Annotated in this window: 24 protein-coding genes; 13 read left to right on the forward strand and 11 right to left on the reverse strand. The window is 62.8% G+C overall.

All coding sequences use genetic code 11. The features are described from left to right. Positions 1–15: 15 nt before the first annotated feature. Positions 16–912 (reverse strand): LysR substrate-binding domain-containing protein, encoded by an 897-nt coding sequence (locus LB569_RS19880; RefSeq protein WP_224683625.1) that lies wholly within the window; start codon positions 910–912, stop codon positions 16–18. A 76-nt stretch (positions 913–988) separates the two neighbouring features. On the opposite strand from LB569_RS19880, the gene LB569_RS19885 reads away from it, so the two are divergent. The 6 genes from LB569_RS19885 (at position 989) to LB569_RS19910 (ending at position 8,608) form a co-directional block, all read left to right on the forward strand. After that, positions 989–2,590 carry an amidohydrolase gene (locus LB569_RS19885; protein ID WP_224693777.1) on the forward strand — a complete coding sequence of 534 codons (1,602 nt, stop codon included), beginning with the start codon at positions 989–991 and terminating at the stop codon, positions 2,588–2,590. A 23-nt stretch (positions 2,591–2,613) separates the two neighbouring features. Further along, entirely contained in the window at positions 2,614–3,546 is a 933-nt protein-coding gene (locus tag LB569_RS19890) for a dimethylarginine dimethylaminohydrolase family protein (protein WP_140709820.1), read from the forward strand. A gap of 225 nt (positions 3,547–3,771) precedes the next feature. After that, complete coding sequence (locus LB569_RS19895) at positions 3,772–5,925, forward strand: transglycosylase domain-containing protein (RefSeq protein WP_224693778.1); 2,154 nt, start codon at positions 3,772–3,774, stop codon at positions 5,923–5,925. Between the two features lie 109 nt (positions 5,926–6,034). After that, positions 6,035–6,619: a DUF1214 domain-containing protein gene (locus tag LB569_RS19900; RefSeq protein ID WP_224693779.1), complete on the forward strand. Its 585-nt coding sequence runs from the start codon at positions 6,035–6,037 to the stop codon at positions 6,617–6,619. Next, positions 6,612–7,181 (forward strand): DUF1254 domain-containing protein, encoded by a 570-nt coding sequence (locus LB569_RS19905; protein WP_224693780.1) that lies wholly within the window; start codon positions 6,612–6,614, stop codon positions 7,179–7,181. Before LB569_RS19900 ends, LB569_RS19905 begins: the two co-directional genes overlap by 8 nt. 407 nt (positions 7,182–7,588) lie before the next feature. Beyond that, positions 7,589–8,608 carry a hypothetical protein gene (locus tag LB569_RS19910; RefSeq protein WP_224693781.1) on the forward strand — a complete coding sequence of 340 codons (1,020 nt, stop codon included), beginning with the start codon at positions 7,589–7,591 and terminating at the stop codon, positions 8,606–8,608. On the opposite strand, the gene LB569_RS19915 is transcribed toward LB569_RS19910, so the two are convergent. The 3 genes from LB569_RS19915 to LB569_RS19925 form a co-directional block, all read right to left on the reverse strand. After that, complete coding sequence (locus LB569_RS19915) at positions 8,586–8,933, reverse strand: DUF1491 family protein (protein ID WP_224540737.1); 348 nt, start codon at positions 8,931–8,933, stop codon at positions 8,586–8,588. The genes LB569_RS19910 and LB569_RS19915 overlap by 23 nt on opposite strands. A 70-nt stretch (positions 8,934–9,003) precedes the next feature. Then, on the reverse strand, positions 9,004–9,822 hold the full coding sequence (locus tag LB569_RS19920; RefSeq protein ID WP_224693782.1) for a peptidoglycan-binding protein: 819 nt from the start codon (positions 9,820–9,822) through the stop codon (positions 9,004–9,006). Further along, positions 9,797–11,548 (reverse strand): sensor histidine kinase, encoded by a 1,752-nt coding sequence (locus LB569_RS19925; protein WP_224693783.1) that lies wholly within the window; start codon positions 11,546–11,548, stop codon positions 9,797–9,799. The genes LB569_RS19920 and LB569_RS19925 overlap by 26 nt, the downstream gene beginning before the upstream one ends. A gap of 534 nt (positions 11,549–12,082) precedes the next feature. On the opposite strand from LB569_RS19925, the gene LB569_RS19930 reads away from it, so the two are divergent. Both LB569_RS19930 and LB569_RS19935 read left to right on the forward strand, forming a co-directional pair. Then, a complete protein-coding gene (locus LB569_RS19930; protein WP_224693784.1) occupies positions 12,083–12,430 on the forward strand; it encodes a DUF5330 domain-containing protein in 348 nt (115 codons plus the stop codon). Between the two features lie 100 nt (positions 12,431–12,530). Beyond that, positions 12,531–12,959, forward strand: a complete 429-nt coding sequence (locus LB569_RS19935) for a SufE family protein (RefSeq protein ID WP_224540745.1) — start codon at positions 12,531–12,533, stop codon at positions 12,957–12,959. Positions 12,960–13,067: 108 nt separating this feature from the next. Here the strand turns inward: LB569_RS19935 and LB569_RS19940 are convergent, their stop codons facing one another. Continuing rightward, positions 13,068–13,493 (reverse strand): MucR family transcriptional regulator, encoded by a 426-nt coding sequence (locus tag LB569_RS19940; RefSeq protein WP_027143963.1) that lies wholly within the window; start codon positions 13,491–13,493, stop codon positions 13,068–13,070. A gap of 388 nt (positions 13,494–13,881) precedes the next feature. Further along, positions 13,882–14,250 (reverse strand): SH3 domain-containing protein, encoded by a 369-nt coding sequence (locus LB569_RS19945; protein WP_224540747.1) that lies wholly within the window; start codon positions 14,248–14,250, stop codon positions 13,882–13,884. A 115-nt stretch (positions 14,251–14,365) separates the two neighbouring features. Here LB569_RS19945 and LB569_RS19950 point away from each other — a divergent pair, with 115 nt between their 5' ends. The 3 genes from LB569_RS19950 to LB569_RS19960 all read left to right on the forward strand — a co-directional run bounded on the left by LB569_RS19950 (position 14,366) and on the right by LB569_RS19960 (position 17,651). Beyond that, positions 14,366–16,465, forward strand: coding sequence for a S9 family peptidase (locus LB569_RS19950; RefSeq protein ID WP_224693785.1), 2,100 nt, complete (start codon positions 14,366–14,368; stop codon positions 16,463–16,465). Between the two features lie 20 nt (positions 16,466–16,485). Next, positions 16,486–17,112 carry a LysE family translocator gene (locus LB569_RS19955; protein ID WP_224540750.1) on the forward strand — a complete coding sequence of 209 codons (627 nt, stop codon included), beginning with the start codon at positions 16,486–16,488 and terminating at the stop codon, positions 17,110–17,112. 149 nt (positions 17,113–17,261) lie between these two features. Next, positions 17,262–17,651: an SET domain-containing protein gene (locus LB569_RS19960; protein ID WP_140709801.1), complete on the forward strand. Its 390-nt coding sequence runs from the start codon at positions 17,262–17,264 to the stop codon at positions 17,649–17,651. Positions 17,652–17,722: 71 nt separating this feature from the next. On the opposite strand, the gene LB569_RS19965 is transcribed toward LB569_RS19960, so the two are convergent. The 4 genes from LB569_RS19965 to LB569_RS19980 all read right to left on the reverse strand — a co-directional run bounded on the left by LB569_RS19965 (position 17,723) and on the right by LB569_RS19980 (position 20,924). After that, positions 17,723–18,673 (reverse strand): cytochrome c, encoded by a 951-nt coding sequence (locus tag LB569_RS19965; protein WP_224693786.1) that lies wholly within the window; start codon positions 18,671–18,673, stop codon positions 17,723–17,725. Positions 18,674–18,682: 9 nt separating this feature from the next. Continuing rightward, on the reverse strand, positions 18,683–19,120 hold the full coding sequence (locus tag LB569_RS19970) for a c-type cytochrome (RefSeq protein WP_140709798.1): 438 nt from the start codon (positions 19,118–19,120) through the stop codon (positions 18,683–18,685). 153 nt (positions 19,121–19,273) lie between these two features. Continuing rightward, positions 19,274–19,870 (reverse strand): superoxide dismutase, encoded by a 597-nt coding sequence (locus LB569_RS19975; protein ID WP_224540756.1) that lies wholly within the window; start codon positions 19,868–19,870, stop codon positions 19,274–19,276. Between the two features lie 175 nt (positions 19,871–20,045). After that, positions 20,046–20,924, reverse strand: a complete 879-nt coding sequence (locus LB569_RS19980) for a branched-chain amino acid aminotransferase (RefSeq protein WP_224540758.1) — start codon at positions 20,922–20,924, stop codon at positions 20,046–20,048. Positions 20,925–21,079: 155 nt separating this feature from the next. Here LB569_RS19980 and LB569_RS19985 point away from each other — a divergent pair, with 155 nt between their 5' ends. Together LB569_RS19985 and LB569_RS19990 are read left to right on the forward strand one after the other, a co-directional pair. Then, the gene (locus LB569_RS19985) at positions 21,080–21,742 is read left to right on the forward strand and encodes a haloacid dehalogenase type II (protein ID WP_224693787.1); all 663 of its coding nucleotides are present in this window, start codon (positions 21,080–21,082) and stop codon (positions 21,740–21,742) included. A 171-nt stretch (positions 21,743–21,913) separates the two neighbouring features. Further along, positions 21,914–22,744 (forward strand): L,D-transpeptidase, encoded by an 831-nt coding sequence (locus LB569_RS19990; protein WP_140709794.1) that lies wholly within the window; start codon positions 21,914–21,916, stop codon positions 22,742–22,744. 63 nt (positions 22,745–22,807) lie between these two features. Here LB569_RS19990 and LB569_RS19995 read toward each other — a convergent pair whose 3' ends face one another. Then, on the reverse strand, positions 22,808–25,321 hold the full coding sequence (locus LB569_RS19995) for a CoA transferase (protein ID WP_224693788.1): 2,514 nt from the start codon (positions 25,319–25,321) through the stop codon (positions 22,808–22,810). Positions 25,322–25,330: the final 9 nt, after the last annotated feature.

Below are 25,330 nucleotides of genomic sequence, written 5' to 3' on the forward strand. Positions count from 1 at the left end.
ACGCCACCCTGCCTCTCAATAAGGCTGAATGCGGTTCTCGGAGAGAGTCGACCTCAGCCATCCCGCGAACGCTTCCAGGACCGGGTGCGAGGCCTTGGCGTGTTCGGAGACCAGAAAATAGGAGCGCGGCGATTTGATCGCGATGTCGAACGGCCTGACTAGACGGCCTTCGCTCAGCGCACGGCGGCTGGTCAGTTCATCACCCATGGCGATTCCCTGCCCGGCAATCGCCGCCGAGAAGACGAGGTTCATGTCGGAAAAGAAGATGCCACCTTCGGTGTCCGGGTTTTCGACCTTGGACAGCGCCAGCCAGCGTGCCCAATCCTCGGTGTCGTCGAGATGGAGCAGATTGGCGCGCAACACGTCCGCCGGCCGGGAAAAGCCGCCGACCTTGTTGAGCAGTGTCGGGCTGCAGAGCGGGGTGAACGAGATTTCGCACAACAACTCGGCCATGCGGTTCGGCCAATTGCCGACGCCGAAGGCGATGAAGGCGTCGGCATCGGCATTGCTGACATCGTCGAGCCGTCGGGGCGTCAGGATGCGCAGCGCCACATCGGGATACATCTGCCGGAACTCGCCTATATGGGTGCACAGGAACAGCGAGGCGAAGCCCGGTGTACAAGAGACGGCGAACGAGCCGCCGACGCCGGTGCCGGCATCACGCGTCACCGCGTCACCCAGCACGGTCAGCGCCTTGCGCACGTCGCTGGCATAGCGCTGGCCACGCGGGGTGAGCGCCACCCCCTTGCCGATGCGCTCCAGCAGATCGAAGCCGAGATCGCGCTCAAGCAGCCGCAATTGGTGGCTCACCGCGCTGCGGGTCAGGTGCAGTTCGTCGGCCGCGCGCCAGACGCTGCCATGCCTGGCGAAACTGTCGAGAGCGCGCAGCGCCTGTGTCGAAGGAATTCTCAAGGGGTGAACCGAATTTGCACGAACCGGGAAAACATATCACTTTTTGGCGAGCCGCTTCACTGCTTTCTTCTAGAGCATGGACAAACCGGTGACGACATCGGCGCAAGAGACGGCGCTCGCCTGCCTCGACGGCATCCAGCCACTGCTGTCGGCCTGGACACGCACCATCTTCGATTTCGGCGAGACCGCGTGGCGCGAATACCAATCGGCCGCCTGGTATGTCGATCGGCTCAAGCGCGAGGGATTTTCGGTCGAGGAAGGCTCGGGCGGCATGCCGACCGCCTTCTGCGCCCACTGGACGAATGGTGCCGGACCAACCGTCGGCATGTATGCCGAATATGATGCCGTGCCCGGCAATTGCCAGGACGCCGTGACGGTAAAGCAGCCTCGGCCTGGCCTTGGCGCAGAGGCCGGCGGCCATACCGACCCGCATTCGGGGCTTGGCATGGCAAGCCTCGGTGGCCTGCTCGCGACCAAGGCCGCCATGCAGCGCCACGACATTCAAGGCACGCTGCGCTTTACCGGCGAGCCGGCCGAAAAGGTGCGCGGCTCGAAGCCTATCCACGCCGCCAAGGGCTATTATGACGGCCTTGCCGGCATGATCTCCTTCCATCCGTTCTACATGCTGCCGCTCTGCAATACGGCGCGCTGGGATACGCATTGCGGCGCGGCCTATGCGATGATCTATCGCTTCGTCTGCGACGAGCCTGAAAACTGGGTTCGCGCAGGCGACGGCGCACCGATCCCGCAGGCGCATTCGGCGGTCAGGGCACCGGGTGCCAACGATGCGCTGATGACCATGTACATGGCCTCCAAGGCACTGCGCGATTCCATGCTGCCGCATCAGGGAGGCTGGTCGATCAGCGAGGCGATCCTGACGGCCGGCCAGGCCACGGCCGACAATCTGCCGGCCGGCCTCGCCGAGATCCAGTACATGATCCGCGTGCCGACCATTGGGATGGCCGAACAGGTGACGGCGGTGCTCGACCGCAACGCCGCGGCCGCCGCCGCGATCAGCGGCTGCCGCCATGAGCGGCACTGGGTGTCGAAGTCGCGGCCGGGGCTGGCCAACCACGCCATGGCCGGGATTACCTACGAAGCCCTGTCGACGGTCGGGCCGCCACGCTGGGACGAGGCCGCCAGGACGATCGCGCGCGAGATTCAGGTCAATGCCGGAGGCACCGCGACCGAAAACCCGTTCATCGATGAACTGGAGCGGCTGATTGCCCCGCAAGAGGCCGAGGCGATCCTGCGCCGCGACCTGCCGCCTTCGCAGGTGAATTCGACCTCCGACGACTACACCGACATGAGTTGGCACGCGCCGACCGCGCGCTTCTATGTTGCCCGCCCAGCGCTGCGCTCGGCAAACGCCCACGCTTTTCCGGCATGGGTGATGAATGCACTGGGCGGCATTCCCGCGACGATCGATCCGATGGTTGTCTGCGCGGCCAAGACGGTCGCGCTGGCGGCGCTGCGCCTGCTCGAGGACAAGACCGCCCGCGACGAGGCGATGAGCGAGTTCACCACCCGGACCGGCGGCGGCGTCGGCGGCTCTGAGTGGATCGCGCCGCTCTGCGACTACGAGCCGCCAATCAACTTCCGCTGGCCGGAATATGTTACCACGCCACGCGGGCGTGACTGGTGGATACCAAGCAATGCGCGACCGACCAACTCTTGAGAACAAGCCACGAGGAGAACCGCATGACCGTTCATGACCGCATCATCGCCGAGCCGTTTTCGCTGCAACGCCGCAACCCGGCCGGCGGCACCAAGCCGCTGACATCATGGGGCTTCGCCAACGAGACCGACGTCTTGACCGACGTGCTGCTCGGATCGCCGAATTTCCTGCGTCACCTCTCGACCAGCTCGCTGTCGCGAAAACATCTGCGCGAAGCGCCCTGCAACGTCCAGATCGCGCAGGCGCAGCACAAGGACCTGGTCGCCGCCTACGAGCATTTCGGCGTCAACATCCATTGGCACGAGCCGACGCCGGAACTGCCGATGCAGGTCTATTCCCGTGATTCCAGCGTCATGACGCCTTATGGCGCCATCATCACCGCCATGGCCAACTGGTGGCGACGCGGCGAGAATTACGCCGCCATCCGCACCTATGAAAAGCTCGGCATCCCGATCTACGACATGGTGACGGCAGGCACTTTCGAGGGCGGCGACTTCAACGTCATCGAGGATGGCGTGGTGTTGATCGGCTGCGGCGGCGCCCGCACGCAGGAGGAAGGCGCACGCCAGGTGCAGGCCTGGTTCGAGAAGGAGGGTTGGGAGACGCGCATCGCCTTCATCGACGAATATTATGTCCATATCGACCTGATGGTGGTGCCGATCGCCGAAAAGCTCACCGCCGTCTGCCTCGCCTGCACCGAACCCGGCATCGTCGACTGGCTGAAGGGCAAGGGCCACGAGATCATCGACGTGCCCTTCCAGGATACGATGGCGCTCGGCTGCAACTTCATGTCGCTCGGCAAGGACCGGGTGATCGCGCCGACCTCCAGCCAAGCGTTGATCGGCCAGCTCAAGGCGCGCGGTTTCGAGGTCGCGGCCGTCGACATGAGCGAGATCTCCAAGACCGGCGGCGGCATCCACTGCATGGCGCAGGCGCTGAAGCGCGAAGCGGCCTGATAGCCCGGGAGACTGCAAAACCACCCTCGTCCGGCGGATCGACAATCCGGCGGACGGGGAGACCGGCCCCCGCTCGCTCTCCCCTTCCATCGAGAAACCGTGCGGCTGTGTCCTCGCCCCCTTGTGAGCGTCCACAAAATGGATGAATAGTCGGAACAGGGCGCCGCCCTGAAATTGCCGGCTTGCGGTTTTCAGGTCACGCCACAGCCGAGCCGGGTTTTTCGAATGGTCAGCCCTGAACCGCGCAAGAGAAGAGGTCCGATCGCGTCGCGCCTTCTGGCGCTGGACGCGTGGCTCGATTCCTCGCTCTACGAGATCGGTTTCAAGGCGCGCGAGTTCTGGGAAGCCGCGACGATCTTTTCGCGGCGCTTCCGCCTCAAGGGCTGGCGCCGTGGCCTCATTGAACTTTTGAGCGAAGGTTTCACGCTTGGCGCCGGCGGCATGGTGGTGATGCTGGCGCTGGCCATTCCGGCCTTCCAGGATACGGCCGGCGACTGGCGCGCCCAGGGCGACTTCGCCGTCACCTTCCTCGACCGCTACGGCAACGAGATCGGCCAGCGCGGCATCATCCAGCGCGATTCCGTGCCGGTCGACGAGATGCCGGACCACGTCATCAAGGCGGTGCTCGCCACCGAGGACCGTCGCTTCTTCGACCATTACGGCATCGACGTACTCGGCCTTTCCAGGGCGATCTTCGAGAATGTGCGCGCCAACTCCGTCGTCCAGGGCGGCTCCAGCATCACGCAGCAGCTGGCCAAGAACCTGTTCCTGACCAATGAGCGCACCTTCGAGCGCAAGATCAAGGAAGCCTTCCTGTCACTATGGCTGGAGGCCAATCTTTCAAAGAAGGAAATCCTGCAGCTCTATCTCGACCGCGCCTATATGGGGGGCGGCACGTTCGGCATCGAGGCGGCGGCGGACTTCTATTTCGGCAAGAGCGTCAAAGACCTGAACCTTGCCGAGGCGGCGATGCTGGCCGGCCTGTTCAAGGCCCCGACCAAATACGCCCCCCACATCAACCTGCCGGCGGCGCGCGCACGCGCCAATGTGGTTTTGTCCAATCTCGTGGATTCCGGATTCATGACCGAAGGCCAGGTGCTGCAGGCCAGGCTGCACCCGGCCGACGTCGTCGACCGCGGCGAACAGAAGAGCCCCGACTACTACCTCGACTGGGCCTTCGACGAGGTCAAGAAGATCGCCAAGCCCGGCCAGCACTCGCTGGTTGCCCACACCACCTTCGACGCCAACATCCAGAAGGCGGCGGAGGAGTCCGTCGAGTTCCACCTGCGCCAGTTCGGCAAGGAGTACAACGTCACCGAGGGCGCGGTGGTGGTCATCGAGACCAACGGCGCGGTCAGGGCGATCGTCGGTGGCCGCGACTACGGCGCCAGCCAGTTCAACCGCGCCACCAAGGCGTTGCGCCAGACCGGCTCGTCGTTCAAGCCCTATGTCTACGCCACGGCGATGGAGCACGGCTTCACGCCGAACTCGATCATCTCGGGCGGGCCGATCAGCTGGGGCAACTGGTCGCCGCATAATTACGGCGGCGAGTCGGCGGGCAACATCACCCTGCTCATGGCGATGGCCAAATCGATCAACACCGTGCCGGTGCGGTTGGCCAAGGACCATCTCGGCATCGGCCCGATCAAGGCGATGGCGGAATCATTCGGGGTGGAATCGCCGCTCGAGGGACACAAGACGATGGTGCTCGGCACCTCTGGCATGACCGTGATGGACCAGGCGACCGGCTTCAGCGTGTTCGCGCAGAACGGCTTCGTCGGGTCCCGGCATGGCATCACCCAGCTCGTCACCCGCACCGGCGACGTGGTGTATGACTGGACCAAGGATGCGCCGCCGCCGCACCGCGTGCTGTCCGAGCAGGCCCTGAAATCCATGAACACCATGCTGACGGCCGTGCCGGTGGTGGGCACGGCACGGCGGGCGCAAATTCCCAACATCGTCGTCGCCGGCAAGACCGGCACGACGCAATCCTACCGGGATGCCTGGTTCGTCGGCTTCACCGGCAACTACACGGCGGCCGTTTGGCTGGGCAATGATGATTTCACGCCGACCAAGAACATGACCGGCGGCTCGCTGCCGGCGATGGTGTGGCAGCGGCTGATGGTCTACGCGCACCAGAACATCGACCTGAAGCCGATCCCCGGCATCGACAAGCCGTTTGTCGACGAGGAGATCGCGGCCAAGGCGGCCGAGGCGCAGAAGAAGAGCGATGAGCAGGCAGCGGCCGATGCCGCCGCAGAGCGGCCGCCGGTGTTATCCAGCCGAACCACGCAGACGCTGCGGGACATGAGCCAGTTGTTCCAGACAGCCCCCAAACTCGACGCGCCCGCTTCGCCCGAAACGCTTTCGGCCCTGTAACACCGCCCGGCAAAGACAAGACCGACAGGCAAATCCATCACGCCGGCTTGCCACGGGACCCCGCGCCGCGATATCCCCGAACGGCAATCCTTCGTGCACCCGGCCATTCATGCTTAAGAACGCCTTCCTGATGCTGCTTTCGCTTGCCATAGCCGTTGGCGGCGGCGGCGCCAGCGTCTGGTATGCGCTAAAGATCCAGGACGGCGTCGGCGCGATCCGGATCGGTCAGTGGACCGCCTTTCCCGACATCGGCACACCGGCCGCGGACCCCTATTCCAAGGCGCGCGTGGCACGCGAGGGCGTTCTGGCGCTCGGCCGCGCCGAAGGCCTGTCATTCGTCGCCGAAAATGATGCCGCCGGCGACCAGCTCAAACGGGAATGCACCTACAGGATCGAGGGTAGTTTTCCGACGGCCCGCTTCTGGACGCTCTACGCCGCCGATCAATCGCTCGGTGTCGTCGAAACCGGCAAATCGCGGCTTGCGGCACTCCAGTCCTACCAGGTGCTGCGCCAGTCCGACAATTCAGTGATCATTTCCGTCGGGCATCAGCCGATGCCGGGCAACTGGCTCCTGACCGACGGCTCCGGAAGGATGTATTTCGTCCTGACCTTCTACGACACGCCCATCGCCAGCAGCACCGGCCTGTCGGACGTTTCGCTGCCCAGGATCGTCAAGGCGGGCTGCGATGCGTAGTTTGCGTGCCGCACTGCGCAGGCTTCTGCATGCCGTCCTGCTCGGCCTCGTCGGCGCCGGCATCGTCCACATCATCGTCCTGCTTCTGGTGCCGGAGTTTTCGGAACGCGACGCCTGGTCGCGATTGTCCATGGCCTCGGATCTCTACAGGATGAACCGGCTCGATGCCGAAGCGGGCGGCGCGCCGGTGGTGAAATCGGTCGACCCGCTGTTTTACGCCACGGCCTGCCGCTTCGACCTCGAGGAAGGAATGGTCCGCATCAAGGCGCCGGGAAACGTGCCGTTCTGGTCGGTCTCGGTCTATGACCGCAGCGGCCACAATATCTATTCCTTCAACGACCATACGGCGACGGGCGGCAAGCTTGATGCCGTCGTGCTGACACCGGCGCAGATGATCGACGTGCGCAAGGACCTGCCCGAGGATCTTCAGGGTGCGATCTTCGTCGAGGCGCCCATCGGCGAGGGCATCTTCGTCATCCGCAGCTTCGTGCCGGACGAGAGCTGGAAGCCGATCGTGTCGCGCTTCCTCGATCAGAGTTCCTGCGAGCTGCAGGATTTCTAGATCGCCGATCTAGTGGTGCGGCACCGGCGTTCGTGGCGATCCCGGCTTGTCCGGGCCCGCTGGCCGCGCTTCGCCGGTATTGGACCGCTCATAGCGGATGCCGGGAAATATGATCACGGCCGCCGGTATTTCGGTGGTTTGTTTGGCTCGATTGGTCGGTGCCGCACGCGGCACGAAAGACAGTACCATGCCCATGGTTCGCGCATTCCTCTCGGTTTCCCCGGAGCACAACGCAACGCCTCCAAATATCATTAAGGCAGGCAGAGGGTTAACGGAGCGCTAACGGATCGCCGCTAACTTGATCTTTGTCTGGAGGTCGGGACGTTCTGACCCGAGACAATCGCAAACCGGCACGGTCCCGGTGGAACGTGTTCAAGTTCGTGTATCTGGTGTCAGGCGTATCCTTCGTGTCATCTTCGGATTTCAGGCAAATCGCGATAAGGACGGAATCGGGAAAAGCCGAAAGGTTGTTCCGCGCCGCGGTGTCGGCGTTCTGCTCGCTGACCCGCCCGTCGCGCCGCGAGATCGGCCAGCTCGAGGACCTGACGCTGCCGCTGTTCGACAATGTGTCCGTCGAATCGCGACGCTACGTGGCAGCCGCCCTTTCCGAATGCGAATATGCACCCGCGGCCCTGGTGCGTCGCCTCTGCGAGGAACCGGTCGACATCGCCGCGCCGCTGCTCATCCGCTCGCGCGCCGTCAGCGATATCGACCTGATCGCGCTGATCGGCCGGCATGGGCTGCCGCATGCGCGCGCCATAGCGCGGCGCAAGGACCTGAACCCGACCATCGCCGATCTGATCAGGGTGCTCGAAAGACCAACGCTGGTGCGAGTGCGGAAACCGGAGACGGAATCCTACCCGGCGCGAAGCCTTGCCGCGAAAACCCCGCAGGCGCCCGGCCAGCAGACGCCCGGCGTCGCCGCGGAAAACGCGCGGCGCAGGCTGCGCTCCATGATGCGCACCGGCGACGAGGCCTCGGCGGCGAAGGTCGATGCGTTCCCGGGTGCGGATACCTACGTCAAACTGCGCGAGACGGCTCTGACGGGAAACGCCGCGTTCTTCCAGACCGCGTTGGCGGACGCCCTCGACATTGATTTCTCGATCGCGCAATCACTGACCGCCAACCAGAACTATGCGCCGCTGCTTGCGGCGCTGCGTTCACTCGACTTCAGCGAGGACCGGGCATTCCTGATCACGGTCGCCGTCTATCCCGGCCTGTTCCCTCATCCGCAAGCCATCCGCGCCTATCTCGACCGCTACCGGCTCCTGCATCGCGACGTGGCCCTGGACAGGGTGCGGGGATGGAAGGCCGAAACCCTGTCGAAGGCGGTTCGCAACGCGACGCCGGCAAACGGCGACAGCCGCCAGGCTTCGAACAGCGACGAAGCCGAGGCGCCTGGCCTCAGGGCGTCTTCACGGAAATAAGCTCTTCGAGCGGAACGGTCCCGGCCTCGATCTCGACCACCCAGATATCGGGATCGAATTTCTTCTCCCGCTCGAGTCTGGCGTCTAGCACGGCTGCATCATCCTCGGTGGCAAGAAGGCTGAAGAACCGGTCTTCCGGCTTGTCCGAATCGTAGCTCGTCTGCGGCGCCGGCCCGTAGAGAGCGGTTTCGCCCAGCCTGCCTCGTGCCAGGATGAACACAGCCCCGGCCTCGGTCGCACCGCGCTTGACCACGGCGGCAAATCCGCCAGCGCCGAAAACCCGGCGCAACAGGGCCGACACCCACAGATCAGCGGTTACGCGCATGGCAGACTCCCGACGGCACTCGGGCTCTCTATCGAAATTTTACATCCGGGGCGAGCCGTCGTTTTGGCCGTCAGTTGGTCAGGCCGATCTCGCGCATCTTGACGTAGACGATCTCGTCGGGCTCGCCGGTCTGTGGCAAGCCGAACAGCGACTGGAATTCCTTGATCGCGGCCTTTGTGCGCGCACCGACGACGCCATCCAGTTGCATGTCGTCATTGCCGAAGGCCTTGAGCCCGGCCTGGATCTTGATGATGCGGGGATCTGGTCCTTCGGTCGAGGTCGAGGCGGTACTCGCCTGCCCGGAACTCGCTTGCCCGGAATTCGTCTGCCCGGAATTCGTCTGCAACGACACGGGAACGGCGGCCGGCGCGACGTCGGGACGAGGCTGCGGCCTGGGCACGGCGGCGGTCTTCGGCGTTGCACCCAGTTGGTCCAGCAGCAGCGCGTCGATCTCGCCCGAGGCGTTCAGCCCGACCTTCTGCTGATAGGCCTGTATGGCCTTGCGCGTGTTGGGCCCGGAGATGCCGTCGACCGTGCCGGAATAGAAATCGAGGTCCTTCAATATGCCTTGCACCTGCTCGACCACCGGATCGCCCTTGATCGGGGCGGGCGCGGCGTTGGACCGCACGATGTTGATTGTCGTCTCCGGCTCGTCGGCGGCGTGCGGAACACCCTGGAAATTGCGTGTGGCGAAAAACGCCCCGGCATGCGGGAAAGGCTGATACCACAGCGCATTCGCCGAGACGTAGAACAGCGTCACCAGGAATGCGGTCGAGCCTCCCACCAGGACGGGATTGCGCGAAATCATGCCGCCGACGGCGATGGCGCCATCCTGAAAGGCATTGCCGCGGCGTTTGACCGCCTTAAGCTGTTTTGCGGAGCGAGCCATTTCCGTCCCCTTTCGCCCTCGGCACCGGCATCGTCAGCACTCCGCTCGGGTTGGCGGGGCGGCCCTTCGGCCCGCTGACCGGCAGGCTGATGGTCACAGTGGTGCCCTCGCCCGGCATGCTTTCGATCGACATGGTCCCTTGGTGCAAGGCCACCAGCCCCTTCACCAGCGAAAGGCCAAGACCCGTCCCCTCGAAACGGCGTGTATAGTCGTTCTGGATCTGCATGAAGGGTTTGCCGAGATTGGCGAAATCCTCCTCGGCAATACCGATGCCGGTGTCCCTGACCCAGAAATGCAGGCGCGACCCGATCCGCTTGGCGCCGACGACGACATCGCCGCCGTCGGGCGTGAACTTGATGGCGTTGGAAACGAGGTTGATGAGCATCTGCTGCACGGCGCGGCGATCGGCATTGATGTCGCCTGTGTCCGGGGCGATCTGCGTCTGCAGGTCGATGTTCTTGGCCTGCGCCTGCAACCGCATCATCGACTGGCACATGTCCACGGCTTCCATGAACCGGAACGGCTCCGGCTCGGTGGCGTAGACGCCCGATTCGATCCTCGACACGTCGAGTATGGATGTCACGACCGCCAGCAAATGCTGGCCCGAATCCCGCACGAGGCCGACATATTCCTTCTGGCGCGGATCCTTGAAGGCGCCGAACATCTCATGCAGCAGCATGTCGGAGAAGCCGATAATGGCGTTCAACGGCGTGCGCAGTTCATGGCTCACCACCGCCAGGAAGCGGCCCTTGGCCACTTCGGCGGCGGCAGCGGTCTCATTGGCTTGCGCCAGTTCGTCGCGCAGCCGCGCGGTCTCGTCGTTCTGGCGCAGGACGAGCGTGAAGACGTCGCTCTGTTGCTCGCCGCGCACCAGTTCGAGCGCGAATGGCTGGTAATTGTCGGCCACCAAACCATTGCCGTTGTGGGCGCCACCGCCATTCTGCGGCAGCCTGATGCGCAATTCGAGGCGGCGCGACAGGGCGCCATCGCGCATGTCGGCCAGGGCGCTGAGATAGGAGACGCGGTCCGACAGATGGACGCGGTCGAAGAGGCCCGTTCCGGACAAAAGCTCGGGCGGCAATTTCAGCAGCGTGCGCGCCCTGGCGGACGCATCCACGACTTCTCCGTGGCGCGCGACCCGCAAGACCACCGCGTCGATAATCTCTTCCAACCGGTCGCCCGCATCGACCGTGTCGGCAGCGCCGGCGGTGCCGCGAAAGGCCGATATGCGTGGGACGAGGGTCAGCGCCCAGGCCAATGGCACCAGCCAATGCCAGGCGGCGACGTGCGCGCCCACGAATGGAAGGAAGGCGGCGGACAAGGACTGAAGGGCGATGGCGATGACGGCCGAAGCGGCGCCCCACAATGCCGCACGCCGCGAAGCGCCGATCCACCAGGCTTCGAATGGCAGCGCCAGGGCAAGCATGGCGACAGGAGAACTCAATCCGCCGGCGGCACCGATGAGACCGCCAAGCGCAAGCGCCGCCATCGCCAGGGCGATCGGCCCCGCACCGGCCATCTTGCCGGTAGCGGCCACCAGCAGGGCGACGAACCAGCACAGGCCGAAGGCCGCGAAAATGGCGGCCATGGTCACGGCGGCGCCCATCCCCGACGTCACAAGCGTGACCGCCGCGCCCGCGGCAAAGAACGGCGCGGCCAGCATGACGCCAATGAAACGGCGTTGGCGCTCGCGGTCGCTCCGTTCGTGAACGCTGGGGTGAACCATGCGCTCACAACCGGCCGCCATTGCGCCAGGCAATTCAGCGTATCTGGCCTCGATCGGCATCAACTCAACGCACTCGCACTCGTCGTGAACAGCTCTGCTTTTGCAGATTGTCTTGGTTGGCTTTGAAACTCGCATCCAGCGTTTAAGGAATGGATAAGGCAGGGCCGACCAAGGCCCGCCTCGCGGCAAATATCGGGATAGCGGCGGCCGAAAACCCGGGCAAATGCAGCCATAGTAAACGGACGGTTATTCGCGAACGCCCGTCGCCAGCCAGCCGGTCAAGCCGTCGAAATCGCTTGATTTCGTCGGAAGTACAATGAAACCAGTGGGATGGATGGTTATCACACAGTAAGGAAAATTGTCCCGATCTGAGACAAATCGGCGGCAAGAACGCCTGGTTTCGAATTTGCCTAAAATTTGAAGAGAATTTTCGCTTTGCCTGCAAGCCGTCCTTCGTGCCTGTGTGCCAACATGCTGGCCATAAAAGAGGTCATGCCCTTTGATGCATGATCCGGTCACGACGAGAGGCAAGGCATGTTTTTCCTGATAAGAATGGCTTTCTGGTTTTCCCTGGTACTGCTGGCGCTGCCGCTGGGTGTCGGGTCTGACGAAACGAGCCAGGAAAGCGTCGGGCCGATCCAGGCCCTGTTCGCGGCGCGCGACGCCGTCGGCGACATCGCCGGAATCTGCGAACGCAAGCCCGATGTCTGCGCAACCGGCAAGTCGGCGATGCACACCATCACCGCGCGCGCCAAGGAGACCGCCAAGATCGCGGCCGCCATGCTGGATGACAAGTCCGCCGGCACCGACACCACGACAACGACCGGCAGCGTGCCGGAAGTCGTCCTGCCCGAAACGGTCGACCTGCCCATCAAGAATTAAGCCGTCTCGACGGCGCACCGCGGGCTGTCTGCCCTCTCGACGCCCGCGGTGTTCTTGTTTTTCTCGTGACGCGGCGCCGCCGCGTGATTATATCCGGCTCATGACGACGACGATCCAGACGATCCGCGACGATTTTTCCTTCCTCGATGAATGGGAAGACCGCTATCGCTACGTCATCGAGCTCGGCGAAGCCCTGCCGCCGTTCCCAGATGAGCAGCGCAACCCCGCCAACAAGGTGCCAGGTTGCGTGAGCCAGGTCTGGCTGACCACCGAACGGGGACCGGGCGCCGACCCCGTCATCACCTTCACAGGCGATTCGGATGCCCATATCGTGCGCGGACTGGTCGCGATCATGCTGGCGCTGTTTTCCGGAAAGACGGCCAGCGAAATCCAGAGAACCGACGCCGAAGCGACGCTGAAGGCTCTCGGCCTCGACGAGCACCTGTCACCCCAGCGCGCCAACGGGCTTCGTTCGATGGTCAAGCGCATCAAACGCGATGCGGAGATGGCGCTCGCCCATACTGCGTGACAGATTGCTGCCCGCGCGACAGGTTTCCAACTTCCATTTTCCTCCCCAGCAAAAGCAAAACGGCGCCCGAAGGCGCCGTTCGATTTCAGTTCGCTTCTGAAAAAGCGACTACCGCGCCTTGCGCTTGCGGCCAAGGCCCATCTTCTTGGCAAGCTGCGAGCGAGCCGCCGCATAGTTCGGCGCCACCATCGGATAGCTCGGGTCCAGGTTCCACTTTTCGCGGTACTGATCGGGCGTCAGATCGTAGTGGGTCATCAGGTGACGCTTGAGCGACTTGAACTTCTTGCCGTCTTCAAGACAGACGATGTAGTCGTCATGAACCGAGCGCTTCGGGTTGACAGCCGGCTTCTGCTTGTCGGCAGGCGGCTGTTCAACGGTTCCGCCCACGCGACCGAGGGCGGCGTGGACATCAGATATCAGGTTCGGCAGTTCGCCGACCGGCACGGGATTGTTGCTGACATAGGCAGCCACCACATCGGCGGTGAGCTCGATCAGCGCATCATTGTTTCTGGAAGGTGTTTCGACAATATCCATGGTCTTCAGGCCCCAACAAGAGTTACGTCGGTCTGTGCCCCTTTTTACAGGCAGGGCATCGCACGAATTTATGCAGATAGAGCTTCTGCGATTCGCGTCACAGGGACATCAATGCGACCGCACGTCAAGTAAGTCAATTCGCCGCCTGCATTATATTTAGGGATTTTGATCAACTATTCCGGGATCAGCTTCAATCTTTCGTGCACCATGTAATTTTTCGATATTTCGTTCGCCAAACGGATAAAGCCTGACGTTAGGTCAGCTAATCATTACATTCGCGATAACTCACAAAATAGGTTTCAATGTTCGGGTTTGCTTGGCGGCCACACCGACAAGCTTGGTTGTTCACACCTGTCCACAAAACCACAGGTTGCCGACCATTCGTTGGTCAAAACGGCGTAATGTATTTGCCATAGGCCCAGCCGGTGACGAAGACGCCGTTCTTGGCGGGGTCATGCCAGACCTCGCACCAGCGATAGCGGACTGTCTGTTGCTGTTTCCATGCCGGTTGGCCGGCAATGTCGAGCAGGTTCATGCCGCCGGTGCATCGTCCCGTCATCTGCAGGACGGTCCCGTTCGGGTAGGCGGCCTGCTTCTGGGATGTCCCCGACGGATATTTGCGCACATTGAGCGTGTCGCCGAACGGCACATTGGCCACTTGCCAAGCCGCGAATACGGTCGCATGAGACTGGCCGGAAAAGACCAGAGTTAGCGAAGCAACGGCGAAGGCCGTGGCAATACGAGACCGAATAGTCATCTTCTCTCCTCCCGGCCACCTCAATGGGCCCACATCACCTCTACGCAACGGCTCTTGAACCCGCCCTGATCGGCGTGTTCATTCGTCATTCAAGATATTTCCAGAGCGAGACGCAATGACCAGGACTTCCCGATTTCCAATCGTCAGCGCCCCTGCCCCCGAGAAAAGGCCCGTCTCGGACACGCATCACGGCATCACGCGAACCGACGAATATGCCTGGCTGCGGGCGGATAACTGGCAGGAGATGTTCCGGGATCCTTCCTTGCTCGATCCCGGGATCCGCGCCGAACTCGAAGCCGAGAATGCCTACCAGTCGAAACTGATGGCCGACACATCGGATCTGCAAAAGCAGCTTTTCAAGGAAATGAAGGGCCGCATCAAGGAAGACGATTCTTCGGTTCCGATGAAGGACGGGTCTTATGCCTATGGGTCCTCCTTCAAGCTGGGCGGCGAGCAGCCGCGCTATTTCCGCACGCCGCGCGATGGCGGACCCGAGCAGATCCTGCTCGACGGCGATGCCGAGGCCGCGGGGAAGGCCTATTTCCGGCTTGGCGGGGTCGATCATTCGGCCGACCATCGCAAGCTTCTATGGGCCTTCGACGACAAGGGCTCCGAATTCTACACGCTGCGCGTGCGCGACCTGGCCGATGGCATGGAACTGGCGGACCAGATTCCCGCGACAGGCGGTTCGGGCGTCTGGGACGCGGGCAATGACGGGTTCTTCTACACGCGTCTCGATCCAAACCACCGGCCGTCGAAAGTGCTGTTCCACGCCCTGGGCCAAAACACTGAAAACGACCGGCTGATCTACGAGGAAACCGACCCCGGCTTCTTCATGAACGTCGATGGGACCCGCAACAATCAATGGATCATGATCGGCATCAACGACCATGAGACCTCGGAATACCGCCTGCTGAGTGCTAGCGATCCATTTGCCGAACCGAAGCTGGTTTCGGCCCGCGAGACCGGCCTTCAGTATGAGTTGGAGGAAGGCGGCGACATCTTCTTCGTCCTGACCAATGCGGATGGCGCCAAGGACTTCAAGATCATGACGGCGCCGGTGAGCGATCCTGTCCGCGCCAACTGGCAGGAACTGGTGCCGCATGAGCCGGGCCGGCTGATCCTGTCGGTGATCGGCTTCAAGGACCACATGGTCCGGCTCGAGCGCAAGGAAGGCCTGCCACGCATCGTCGTGCGTGACCGTGCCAGCGGCGAAGAGCATTTGATTTCCTTCGACGAGGAGGCCTTCTCGCTCGGCCTTTCAGGGTCTCTGGAATACGACACCGAGATGATGCGCTTTTCCTACTCGTCGATGACGACGCCGTCGCAGATGTTCGACTACAACATGCGGACCCGTGAGCGTGTGCTGCTCAAGACCCAGGAAGTGCCGTCCGGTCATGACCCACACCAGTATGTCACGAGGCGGCTGATGGCGCCCGCGGCCGATGGCGAACTGGTGCCGATCTCGCTTCTGCATCACCGCGACACGCCGCTGGACGGTTCCGCGCCTTGCCTGCTCTACGGTTACGGCTCCTACGGCATCACCGTGCCGGCCGCCTTCAATCCCAACTGGTTCTCGCTGGTCGACCGAGGCCTGGTCTTTGCCATCGCCCATGTCCGCGGCGGCAAGGACAAGGGGTATGGCTGGTACGATGACGGCAAGCGTGCGCAGAAGATGAACACCTTCACCGATTTCATCGCCTGCGCGCGTCACCTCGTCGCCGAGCGCTATACCGCGCATGACCGTATGGTCGCGCAAGGCGGCTCGGCCGGCGGCATGCTGATGGGCGCCATAGCCAACATGGCGCCGGAGTGCTTCGGCGGCATCGTGGCCGAGGTTCCGTTCGTCGATGTGCTCACCACCATGCTGGATGCGAGCCTGCCGCTGACCCCGCCGGAATGGCCGGAATGGGGTAATCCGATCGCGTCGGCGGACGACTACCGGACGATCGCCGCTTATTCGCCCTACGACAATGTCGCCGCGCTCGACTATCCGCCGATCCTGGCGCTAGCCGGCCTTACCGATCCGCGCGTGACCTATTGGGAGCCGGCCAAATGGGTGGCGCGGCTGCGCGACCGCAAGAGCGGCGACAATCCGGTGCTGTTCAAGATCAACATGGATTCCGGCCATGCCGGTGCCTCCGGGCGGTTTTCACGCCTCGAGGAGATCGCCTATACTTATGCCTTCGCCCTGAAGGTGACGGACAAGGCATAGCTTTACGGAGGAAAGCCGCGATGATCGATCTGTCCACAGCGATAGCCTACATCGCGGTTGTGTTCGGTTTTGTCTTCATTCCGGGTCCTGCCACGCTGTTGACGATCGCCCGCGCGACGAGTTCGGGAACGAGGGTCGGGATCGCCACCGGCGCCGGGATCGCGGCCGGCGATGTGTTCCACACCGTGATGGCGATGGTCGGCATCTCGGCGATCATCGCCACGTCGGCGACGCTGTTCGGCATCGTGAAATATATCGGCGCGGCCTACCTCGTTTACCTCGGCATTCGCGCCATCATCGAGAAAGCACCGACCGATCCGACCGCTGGCGCGCTTGCGATATCGGCCGGCACGGCGTTTCGACAGGCTGTCCTGACCGAGGTGCTCAACCCCAAGACCGCGCTTTTCTTCCTGGCTTTCCTGCCTCAGTTCGTGCGTCCCGAAAACGGATCGGCGATGGTTCAGCTGGCCGTATTGGGGATCATCTTCGTCATGCTGGGGCTTTTCAGCACGGTCGTGTTTGCCGTCAGCGCAGGGCGGCTCGGCGGTTTCCTGCGCCGAAATCCGACAGTGCTGAAATGGCAAGGCAAGGTTGTCGGCGGTATCTACTGCGCCCTGGGTGTCCGCCTCGCCTTGCAACAGCGCTGACGCCAGACAGCAAACATCCGCCGACAGGCATGATGATCATGACTTTTTGACTTCCGCGCGGCTCATTTCCGCTCGCAATCGCGCCGCTCGCGCGCTACCCAAGGCACGATTTTCCTGGGCACGAGCCCGCACTTGCACAAGGGTCCATTATGCTGCTCGTCGACGTCTATCTCGACAAATCGCCGATCCAGGGCATTGGTGTGTTTGCCAAGAACCACATCCCCAAGGGGACGCTGGTCTGGAAGCTCGACCCCCGGTTCGACCGCATCATCGACGTCGAGACCTATGAGGGCGAGACCGGGCCGGTGAAGAACTATCTCGACCGCTATTCCTACCCCGACCGGCGCGATCCGGCCTATATCGTCTTCGAAGCCGATGACGCTCGCTACATGAACCATGACGACGAGCCGAATTGCGATGTCTCATCGCCCGAGGAAACCTATGCCTTGCGCGACATCGCCCCAGGCGAAGAGTTGACCTGCAATTACAATCATTTCTTCGAAACAGGCTTCGATTTCCTCGGCGATCGCCACCTGTAGTGCGAAGATTGACTCTTTGTTTTGGCGCAATTCCGGACGGAAAACCGTTTCGCACTTTTCCTTGAATTGCCCTATTTCGTGCTTTTCTGGCGTGCCGGATAGCCGTTGGGATGCGGCGGTATCGCCTTGAGGTAGGCGGCGATCGCCGCGCGGTCGTCCGCCGTCAGCTCGGCCATGTTGCGCTGAACGTCGACCATGGCGCCGCCGACGGAATCGAAATCCGGCGTGAAGCCGGTTTCGAGGTAGTTGGCGATATCGGATGCCGACCAAGTGCCGATCCCCCCCTCGCCCGAAGTGATGTTCGGCACGACGCCAGAGCCCTCGGCGGCCACGGCGCCGGCAAGCCATTCGCCTTTCCTGGTGCCGCCCGCGAAATCGCGCGGCGTGTGGCATTCGCCGCAATGGCCCGGTCCTTCGACCAGGTAGCGGCCGGCCATTACCGGTTCAGGCGTGCCGTCAGGCAGGGGAATGACAGGCTGGTCGCGGAGATAGAGCCGCTTCCATAGGCCAATGCCGCGCCGGATGTTGAACGGGAACGCCAGCGAATTGCCCGGCGGTTTGCCAGCGACGGCGGGCAATGTCTTGAGGAAGGCATATAGGTCGGCAATGTCGGACGGTTTCATGCGCGTGTAGGACGCGTAGGGAAACGCCGGATAGAAATGACGGCCCGACGGCGATACGCCCTTCAGCATCGCGTTGGCGAGATCCTCGACCGACCACGCCCCGATGCCATCCTTGGGATCTTGCGAAATGTTGGGCGGAACGAAGGTGCCGAACGGCGTCTTGAGTTCGAGGCCACCCACCAGTTCAAGCCGTGCGTCGCCCTGCGACCCGGGCTTCGCGTGGCAGGAGGTGCAGCCGCCTGCGTAGAAAATGCGCTTGCCCCGGCTGGCGTCGCCGGGGCCGAGTTGCGCCAGGGCCGTCGCATCGAGCCTGACCGGCGCCGACAGCAGCCAACCGGCGGCCGCGCCGGCGACGCCCACAACGAGGGCGGCGCCGACGAGCTTCCTCAGCCAGGCCATTTCTGGCGATCAGCCCTTCTTGACCCTGTAGCCCTGGTGGCAGGTGCCGCAATCCGAGCCGATGGTGCCGATCTGCGTCTTCAGCGCGTCTGCATCGGCGGGAGCGGCGGCGACCGCGGCCTTGACGTCGGCGAGGTACTTGTCCTCGGCCGCCTTGAAGCCGGCCATGTCTTCCCAGATCTTCGGCGCCGCCGTGGTGTCGCCCGTATCGCTGCCCTTCGGGAACAAGGCCTCGACGTCGAATTTCTCGGCATTCGCCTGCAGCGCCTGCAGTTGCGTCAGCACCGCGGCGGCATCAAAGGGCTCCTCGCCCTTGGCCACTTTCGACAGGCCGCCGACGATCTTTCCACGTTCCTTCATCAGAGCCTGCCGGTCGAGGATCGGATCAGCAAAGGCCGCCGACGCCGCGAGTGCGAGCATGGAGATGGCGATGACAAGCTTTCTCATTCATTTGGCTCCGTGATGAAGGCATTTCAGGACAGTACGTTAACGGATGCGACGGAAGGAATATTCCCTTCTCCCCGCGTGAATTTCGTATGACCTTTGGTTGTTCGGTGCCGAAAAAGAAAAGCCCCGCATGCGGGGCTTTTCTGGAGGCAATCAGGCATTTTCGTAGAGTTCGAGCACATGATCCCAGTTGATCAGGCTGTCGACGAAGGCCTCGAGATATTTCGGCCGGGCGTTGCGGTAGTCGATGTAGTAGGAGTGTTCCCAGACGTCGACGCCGAGGATCGGCGAGGCGCCATGGACGAGCGGGTTTTCGCCGTTCGGGGTCTTGGAGATGGCCAGTTTGCCATCCTTGACCGAAACCCAGGCCCAGCCCGAACCGAACTGCGTCGTGCCGGCGGCGATGAAATCAGCCTTGAACTTGTCGTAGCCGCCGAGATCGCTGTCGAATGCCTTCTGCAGCGCGCCGGGGAGCTTGTTGCCGCCGCCGCCCTTTTTCATCCACTTCCAGAAATGGATATGGTTGTAGTGCTGGGCGGCATTGTTGAAGAGGCCGGCATTCTTGCCGAACGACTGCTTGACCACCTCTTCGACCGAAAGATCGCCAAGGCCGGCTTCGGCGGCGAGCTTGTTGCCGTTATCGACATAAGCCTTGTGATGCTTGTCGTGATGATACTCCAGCGTCTCTTTCGACATATAGGGCTGCAGGGCCTCATAGTCGTAGGGCAGAGCGGGCAATTCGAAAGCCATGGGTAGTACTCCCTCGTGGAAAGTCCGGTGTGGATACCGGAGTAAGATAGGTCGGGATTGAGCTGGAACAACTCCGGAAGTGAAGCGCCGGCCCCTTTCTAAGCGGGTTCCCTAGAACTGTCACACGCTTTTCCTGCGACCAACTGCCCGGTGGCCGAAAGGCCGGACCGGCATGTCAGCCGGCCGAGGTCGAATGGGCCCAATCCCAATAGAGTTCGCGTGCCTTCTTGGCCACCGGACCGGGTTGCAGGTCGCGGTCCTCGATGCGGGTGACCGGCACGACCTTGGAGTGGTTGCCGGTCGAGAAGATCTCGTCGGCTTCGAGGAAATCCCGCACCGACAGCGTCTTTTCGGTCGTCCTGAACCCATAGTCGCCAAGCAGCGTCATGGTGCGCGAGCGGGTGATGCCGGACAGGAAGGTTCCATTGGGGGCCGGCGTCAGCACATGGCCGTCCTTGACCAGGAAGATGTTGGAGGTTCCGGTCTCCGCGACATTGCCCAGCATGTCCAGCACAAGCGCATTGTCGAAGCCGCGCATTTTGGCTTCGACAATGGCGCGGCCATTGTTGGGATAGAGGCAGCCGGCCTTGGCGTTGGTCGGCATGGTCTCGATGGTCGGGCGCCGGAACGGCGACACCGTCACCGAAAAGCCGGTCGGCGAGATCATTGGCGATTCATAGAGGCACAGGCAAAAGCGCGTCGAGGCCGGATCTGCCGGCACGCCCATGTAGCCGCCATGCTCGGCCCAGTACATCGGCCTGATATAGACCGCCGTCTTGCCGTCGAATTTCTTCAATCCGTCCCAGGTCAGCCCGACGATCTGCTCGGGCGTCATGTTCGGCGCGAGACCGAGCGCGATCGCCGAGGCATTGACGCGTGCGGCATGAAGTTCGAGATCCGGCGCCACGCCCTCGAACCAGCGCGCCCCGTCGAATACGCTGGTGCCGAGCCACATGGCGTGGCTGCGCGGCCCCAGAATGGCGACATTGCCTTCGTACCAATCGCCATCGACGAAAGTCCATGTCGCGGATTGCGCCGCTGCCGCCAGTGTCATCGCGTTTTCCTGTTCCGTTCAAATCTAGTGTGACAACATTGGATGACGCTTTGGCCGCTGCCGTCAACCAGCATCGGGGAGTTTTGTTGAGGCCAGCGCCGGTGCGATGCAATCAAGACTTGCACCTTGTCCCGGCTCGCCTCAAAACTGTTGCCATGCAATACGCCGCCTATGTTTTCGACGCCTATGGCACGCTGTTCGACGTGCACGCGGCCGTGCGCCGCCACGCGGACGCGATCGGCCCGGACGGCCAGCTCCTGTCCGAAATCTGGCGCGCCAAGCAGCTCGAATATTCCTGGGTGCGCACGCTCATGGGCGCCTATGCCGATTTCTGGCAGTTGACGGAACAGGCGCTGGACTTCGCCTTGCGCAAGGTCCCTTCGGCCGACCCGAGCCTGAAGGCAAAGCTGCTGGAAGCCTATTGGAGGCTGGATTGTTACCCCGAAGTGCCGGCCGTGCTGAAGGCGCTGAAGGCTTCGGGCGCGAGACTGGCGATCCTCTCCAACGGATCGCCTAAAATGCTGGAGGCAGCCGTCAAGTCCGCGGCGCTCGACCATGTTCTGGACGACATCTATTCGGTCGATGCGGTGCGGCGCTTCAAGACCGACCCTGTTGTGTACGACATGGTCGCCACCGGCTGGCGGCTCTATCCCGGCGCGGTTTCCTTCCAGTCCTCCAATCGCTGGGACATAGCCGGCGCCACGAAATTCGGCTTCCGCACGGTTTGGATCAACCGCTCCAACCAGCCGGAGGAGTACCGGGACCTGCCACCTCACCTGATCCTGCCGTCGCTGGACGCCTTGGTATCCGGTGGCTAGCGGACCTGTGGCCCAAGGGCCACAGTGGCGGCGCAGTCACAGCTTCGCCTTTGTTTGTCCACGTTCGGGCCAGAATCGGAACCGCCTATCGCGCCAGGTGTTGTTCGACACCCGCGACAGCGGTCGGTGTATTCACGCTTTGTTGCGATTTGAGTCCTAAAGAAGGCAGCCATGTCCATAACCGAAATCGAATCCCATCGCCTGAGCCGTCGCGGCTTCCTCAATGCCGCAGCCCTGGGCGCCGCCTCGATCGCGGTTTCCGCATGCACCACCACCGGACCTGGGCCAGCCGAGCCGCCGCCACCAACCTATGTCGAGCCGCCACTCTCCGACTATGCGTCGATGTACGCGGCGGTCAACGATGGCGGCTTCGATCTGCCTGCCATCCCGGTCGACAGGATCGATCCGCAGTTCCTGCGCCAGATCGTGCCTGACCCGACAGGGCAGAAGCCCGGAACCATCGTCGTCGATACGACCGGCCACTTCCTCTATCTGGTTCGCCCGGGCGGCCAGGCCATTCGTTATGGTGTCGGCCTCGGCCGCGCCGGCTTCGAATGGTCGGGCGATGCCGTCGTCCAGTGGAAGCAGAAATGGCCGAAATGGACGCCGCCGGATGAGATGATCGCCCGCCAGCCCGAACTGAAGCAGTACAGCGCCGACAATGGGGGCATGCCCGGCGGCTTGAAGAACCCGCTCGGCGCGCGTGCGCTCTACCTGTTCCAGGGCAATGTCGACACGCTCTACCGCCTGCACGGCTCGCCGGAATGGCGTTCGATCGGCAAGTCGGTGTCGTCGGGCTGCGTGCGGCTGATGAACCAGGACATCATCGATCTCTACGACCGGGTGCCGTCGAAAAGCCCGGTCATCGTGACCAGCGATGCCAGCCAGCCAATGGTGGCGGCCGCGACGGCGAACCACAAGGCCATTCCGATCGACTCGGGCGTGCCGGACGGATCGGTCCTGCTCGGTCCGGTCAAAGCGATCACGAACGCGATCTTCTGAATGGATCGAGATCCAGGGCGGCGAACCACGCCGCCTTGGGATTTGAGCCATTGGCGTCTGTTCTCAGCCTGGCAAATAGGCTCTGCTCCAGGAGACACTGGCGGCACCCGACTTCAGCATTCTGTCGATGTCAGCATCGTCATAGCCGACGGCGGCGAGAACGGCGCGTGTCGAGGCGCCGTATTTCTCGGCCGACGCAAGAGCATGGACCTTTCCCTCACTGGGCCGGACGGCGAAAGGATCAAGTTGGGTCACCATGTGACCGCTCGGGTGATCTGGGAAGACGGAGAACGAGTAACTGCCATATTGGGTGCCAGGCCAACCGTCCGCCATCCTTGCGTTCCGGCTCCGGATCGTCTCGATGTTCTCGCAAGGCGATGCACCGATATCAGCGTCGACAAGGCGCTGTTGCCAAATCTCGGCCGGTTCGGTCATGAATATCTTGGCCAGATGGGTCACCCGGTCGGGCTTCGGTATCGAAGCCAGCCCCGCCAATCCCTCTACCGTCTCGAAGCGCGGCAAGTCGGCGTCCGACGCACATAGCAGGATCGAACCACCGGACGCAGTTTCGTAAAGCCGGGACAACGCGTCAAAACCTTTTGTTTCGCGGCCCGCCGGTTCATCGAATGGTCGACGGCCCTCATAGTCGTAGCAGAAGGGGATTTGCGCCAGCCCTGTCAGCGCCGACAGCGACGTGCGTGGCCGGCCGACGACGCCAGTCGCGGATTTCTGGAAAAGCGCGGCAGCCACGCCGAGAGCGGCGCCAAAGCCGCACATGACATCGATGGTGCCGACATGGGCATGTTCTTCCGGCGTCCGCATCGATCCTCCAAACCGAAGCATGATGCCTGTCGCCGCCTGGACCAGGTCGTCATAGCCAAGATAGTTGGTGCGCGGTCCGACGCGGACGCCGCCGAAGCAATCGAGCTGACAGAAAATTGCGTCGGGGTTGAGCTCTGTCATCCCTTTTAGGTCGAGCCCCATGACTTCGACCTGACGGTCGGTGGCGTTCCAGACGACGACATCCACGGACTTGACCAACCTCTCGAATGCGTCGCGCCCGTCAACGGTTGCGATATCCAGCAGCGCGGATTTTTTGCCGCGCATGTGGGACATGCCAAAAATTACCGTGTTCCAGCAGTCGTAGAACGGTTTTGCCGGGTCGATCTTGATCACCTCCGCGCCGAAGCGGGCGAGATAAGCGACCGAGTGCGGACCCGCGATGACGTTGCAGAGGTCGAGGATCTTGATCCCGTCGAGCCAGCCGACGGAGGCATTGGCGGCAGGAACAGGCGGAGGCGGACTTTTCACTTCAGCCAGCCTTGCCTGGGCCTCGGCCACGGTTACCCAGCTGCGCGGCACCGGGCTCAACATGGCGTGCGCACTTTCCTGCAGCCACACCATCGGCCCAGGCTGGATCATGCGGCCCAGTATGGGATCGTCGACCTCGATCATCAGGCCAGCCGCCCTAGCATGATCGTCGGTAATCCATTCCTGAAGCCAGCGCTGCGGTGCTCCCGGGAATAACCCTTCGCCGAAAATATGCTCCCATTGCGCCGCGGTGCGGGTCAGGAAAACCGCCTTCATCCTTGCGGCAATCTTGTCGGCCCAGAATTTCGGCAAGGGATAGACGCCGAGCGACACGTCGGATGACCATTCCGAGACGGGAAGATAGGTGTCGTCTTCCTCGCGGAGCCCTTCACTCACGAGTTCATCGTAAAGGCCGAGCGTCTGCAGGCAGCGTTTGGCGTGGTTCTTGTGGCTTGGGCAGACGACGTAGAACATCCGCCCGTCGCCGCACATGTAGCTTCGATAGAAGGGATCAAGAAATTCCTGCAAGTCGCCGTAGGACATGTCCATCGGCAGGCCTTCCTCGCGGCGGCGTTCGATCTCCCGTTCGCGCTGCGTCTGGTAGCGAAGCGGATAGTCTTCGATCCTGATGGAATTGTAGGATAGGCCCTCCATCACCGCGCTGGCAAGGGGCACTTCGATATGGTCGCCATGCCCGGTCCGCTGGCGGCTTTGAAGGGCCAGAACGGTTGCGGAAGCCGCGAGCATGGTGCCATAGGCGGAGGCCAGGGGCAGCGGCGAAAAGGACGGATTGATCCCCATCAGCACCCGGTTGAGGCCCATGTCCGTGAAGACGCCGGACGAGGCGGCGATAACGGTCTCGAAGGCGCGCCAGTCGCTGCGCAGTTGATCGTTCGAGGCGAAGCCGGGGATCGATACCGTGATCAACTCGGGACGGACTTTTCGCAGCGCTTCGAAGTCGATGCCGAGCCGGGCCAGGACCTTAGGCCTGAAATTCTCGATGACGATGTCGGCTTCGGCAACCAGCGCGTTCGCCTCGTTCAGGCCCGCGGCGGTTTTCAAGTCGATCGTGACGCTCAACTTGTTGCGGTTGAGAATTGCATTGGCCGGATTGTCCCAGAGCGGACCCGAGGGGGGATCGACATGAACGACACTCGCGCCGAGATCGCCGAGGATCATCGCCACCGCGGGGCCGGCGATATACTGCCCGAAGTCGATGATCTTGATGCCGGACAGCGGCAGTGCGCAACGCGAAGTCGAGGTCATGGCGGTGAT

The organism is Mesorhizobium sp. BH1-1-4, from assembly GCF_020165665.1.
GTDB lineage: Bacteria > Pseudomonadota > Alphaproteobacteria > Rhizobiales > Rhizobiaceae > Mesorhizobium.

Bases quoted from the DNA above. Each gene is read 5' to 3' on its own strand.
- LB569_RS19900 (WP_224693779.1), top strand. From the start codon at position 6,035: ATGCTTAAGAACGCCTTCCTGATGCTGCTTTCGCTTGCCATAGCCGTT.
- LB569_RS19895 (WP_224693778.1), top strand. From the start codon at position 3,772: ATGGTCAGCCCTGAACCGCGCAAGAGAAGAGGTCCGATCGCGTCGCGC.
- LB569_RS19955 (WP_224540750.1), top strand. From the start codon at position 16,486: ATGATCGATCTGTCCACAGCGATAGCCTACATCGCGGTTGTGTTCGGT.
- LB569_RS19970 (WP_140709798.1), bottom strand. From the start codon at position 19,120: ATGAGAAAGCTTGTCATCGCCATCTCCATGCTCGCACTCGCGGCGTCG.
- LB569_RS19990 (WP_140709794.1), top strand. From the start codon at position 21,914: ATGTCCATAACCGAAATCGAATCCCATCGCCTGAGCCGTCGCGGCTTC.
- LB569_RS19975 (WP_224540756.1), bottom strand. From the start codon at position 19,870: ATGGCTTTCGAATTGCCCGCTCTGCCCTACGACTATGAGGCCCTGCAG.
- LB569_RS19905 (WP_224693780.1), top strand. From the start codon at position 6,612: ATGCGTAGTTTGCGTGCCGCACTGCGCAGGCTTCTGCATGCCGTCCTG.
- LB569_RS19920 (WP_224693782.1), bottom strand. From the start codon at position 9,822: ATGGCTCGCTCCGCAAAACAGCTTAAGGCGGTCAAACGCCGCGGCAAT.
- LB569_RS19925 (WP_224693783.1), bottom strand. From the start codon at position 11,548: ATGGTTCACCCCAGCGTTCACGAACGGAGCGACCGCGAGCGCCAACGC.
- LB569_RS19995 (WP_224693788.1), bottom strand. From the start codon at position 25,321: ATGACCTCGACTTCGCGTTGCGCACTGCCGCTGTCCGGCATCAAGATC.
- LB569_RS19930 (WP_224693784.1), top strand. From the start codon at position 12,083: ATGTTTTTCCTGATAAGAATGGCTTTCTGGTTTTCCCTGGTACTGCTG.
- LB569_RS19965 (WP_224693786.1), bottom strand. From the start codon at position 18,673: ATGGCCTGGCTGAGGAAGCTCGTCGGCGCCGCCCTCGTTGTGGGCGTC.
- LB569_RS19885 (WP_224693777.1), top strand. From the start codon at position 989: ATGGACAAACCGGTGACGACATCGGCGCAAGAGACGGCGCTCGCCTGC.
- LB569_RS19935 (WP_224540745.1), top strand. From the start codon at position 12,531: ATGACGACGACGATCCAGACGATCCGCGACGATTTTTCCTTCCTCGAT.
- LB569_RS19980 (WP_224540758.1), bottom strand. From the start codon at position 20,924: ATGACACTGGCGGCAGCGGCGCAATCCGCGACATGGACTTTCGTCGAT.
- LB569_RS19915 (WP_224540737.1), bottom strand. From the start codon at position 8,933: ATGCGCGTAACCGCTGATCTGTGGGTGTCGGCCCTGTTGCGCCGGGTT.
- LB569_RS19960 (WP_140709801.1), top strand. From the start codon at position 17,262: ATGCTGCTCGTCGACGTCTATCTCGACAAATCGCCGATCCAGGGCATT.
- LB569_RS19945 (WP_224540747.1), bottom strand. From the start codon at position 14,250: ATGACTATTCGGTCTCGTATTGCCACGGCCTTCGCCGTTGCTTCGCTA.
- LB569_RS19890 (WP_140709820.1), top strand. From the start codon at position 2,614: ATGACCGTTCATGACCGCATCATCGCCGAGCCGTTTTCGCTGCAACGC.
- LB569_RS19940 (WP_027143963.1), bottom strand. From the start codon at position 13,493: ATGGATATTGTCGAAACACCTTCCAGAAACAATGATGCGCTGATCGAG.
- LB569_RS19985 (WP_224693787.1), top strand. From the start codon at position 21,080: ATGCAATACGCCGCCTATGTTTTCGACGCCTATGGCACGCTGTTCGAC.
- LB569_RS19950 (WP_224693785.1), top strand. From the start codon at position 14,366: ATGACCAGGACTTCCCGATTTCCAATCGTCAGCGCCCCTGCCCCCGAG.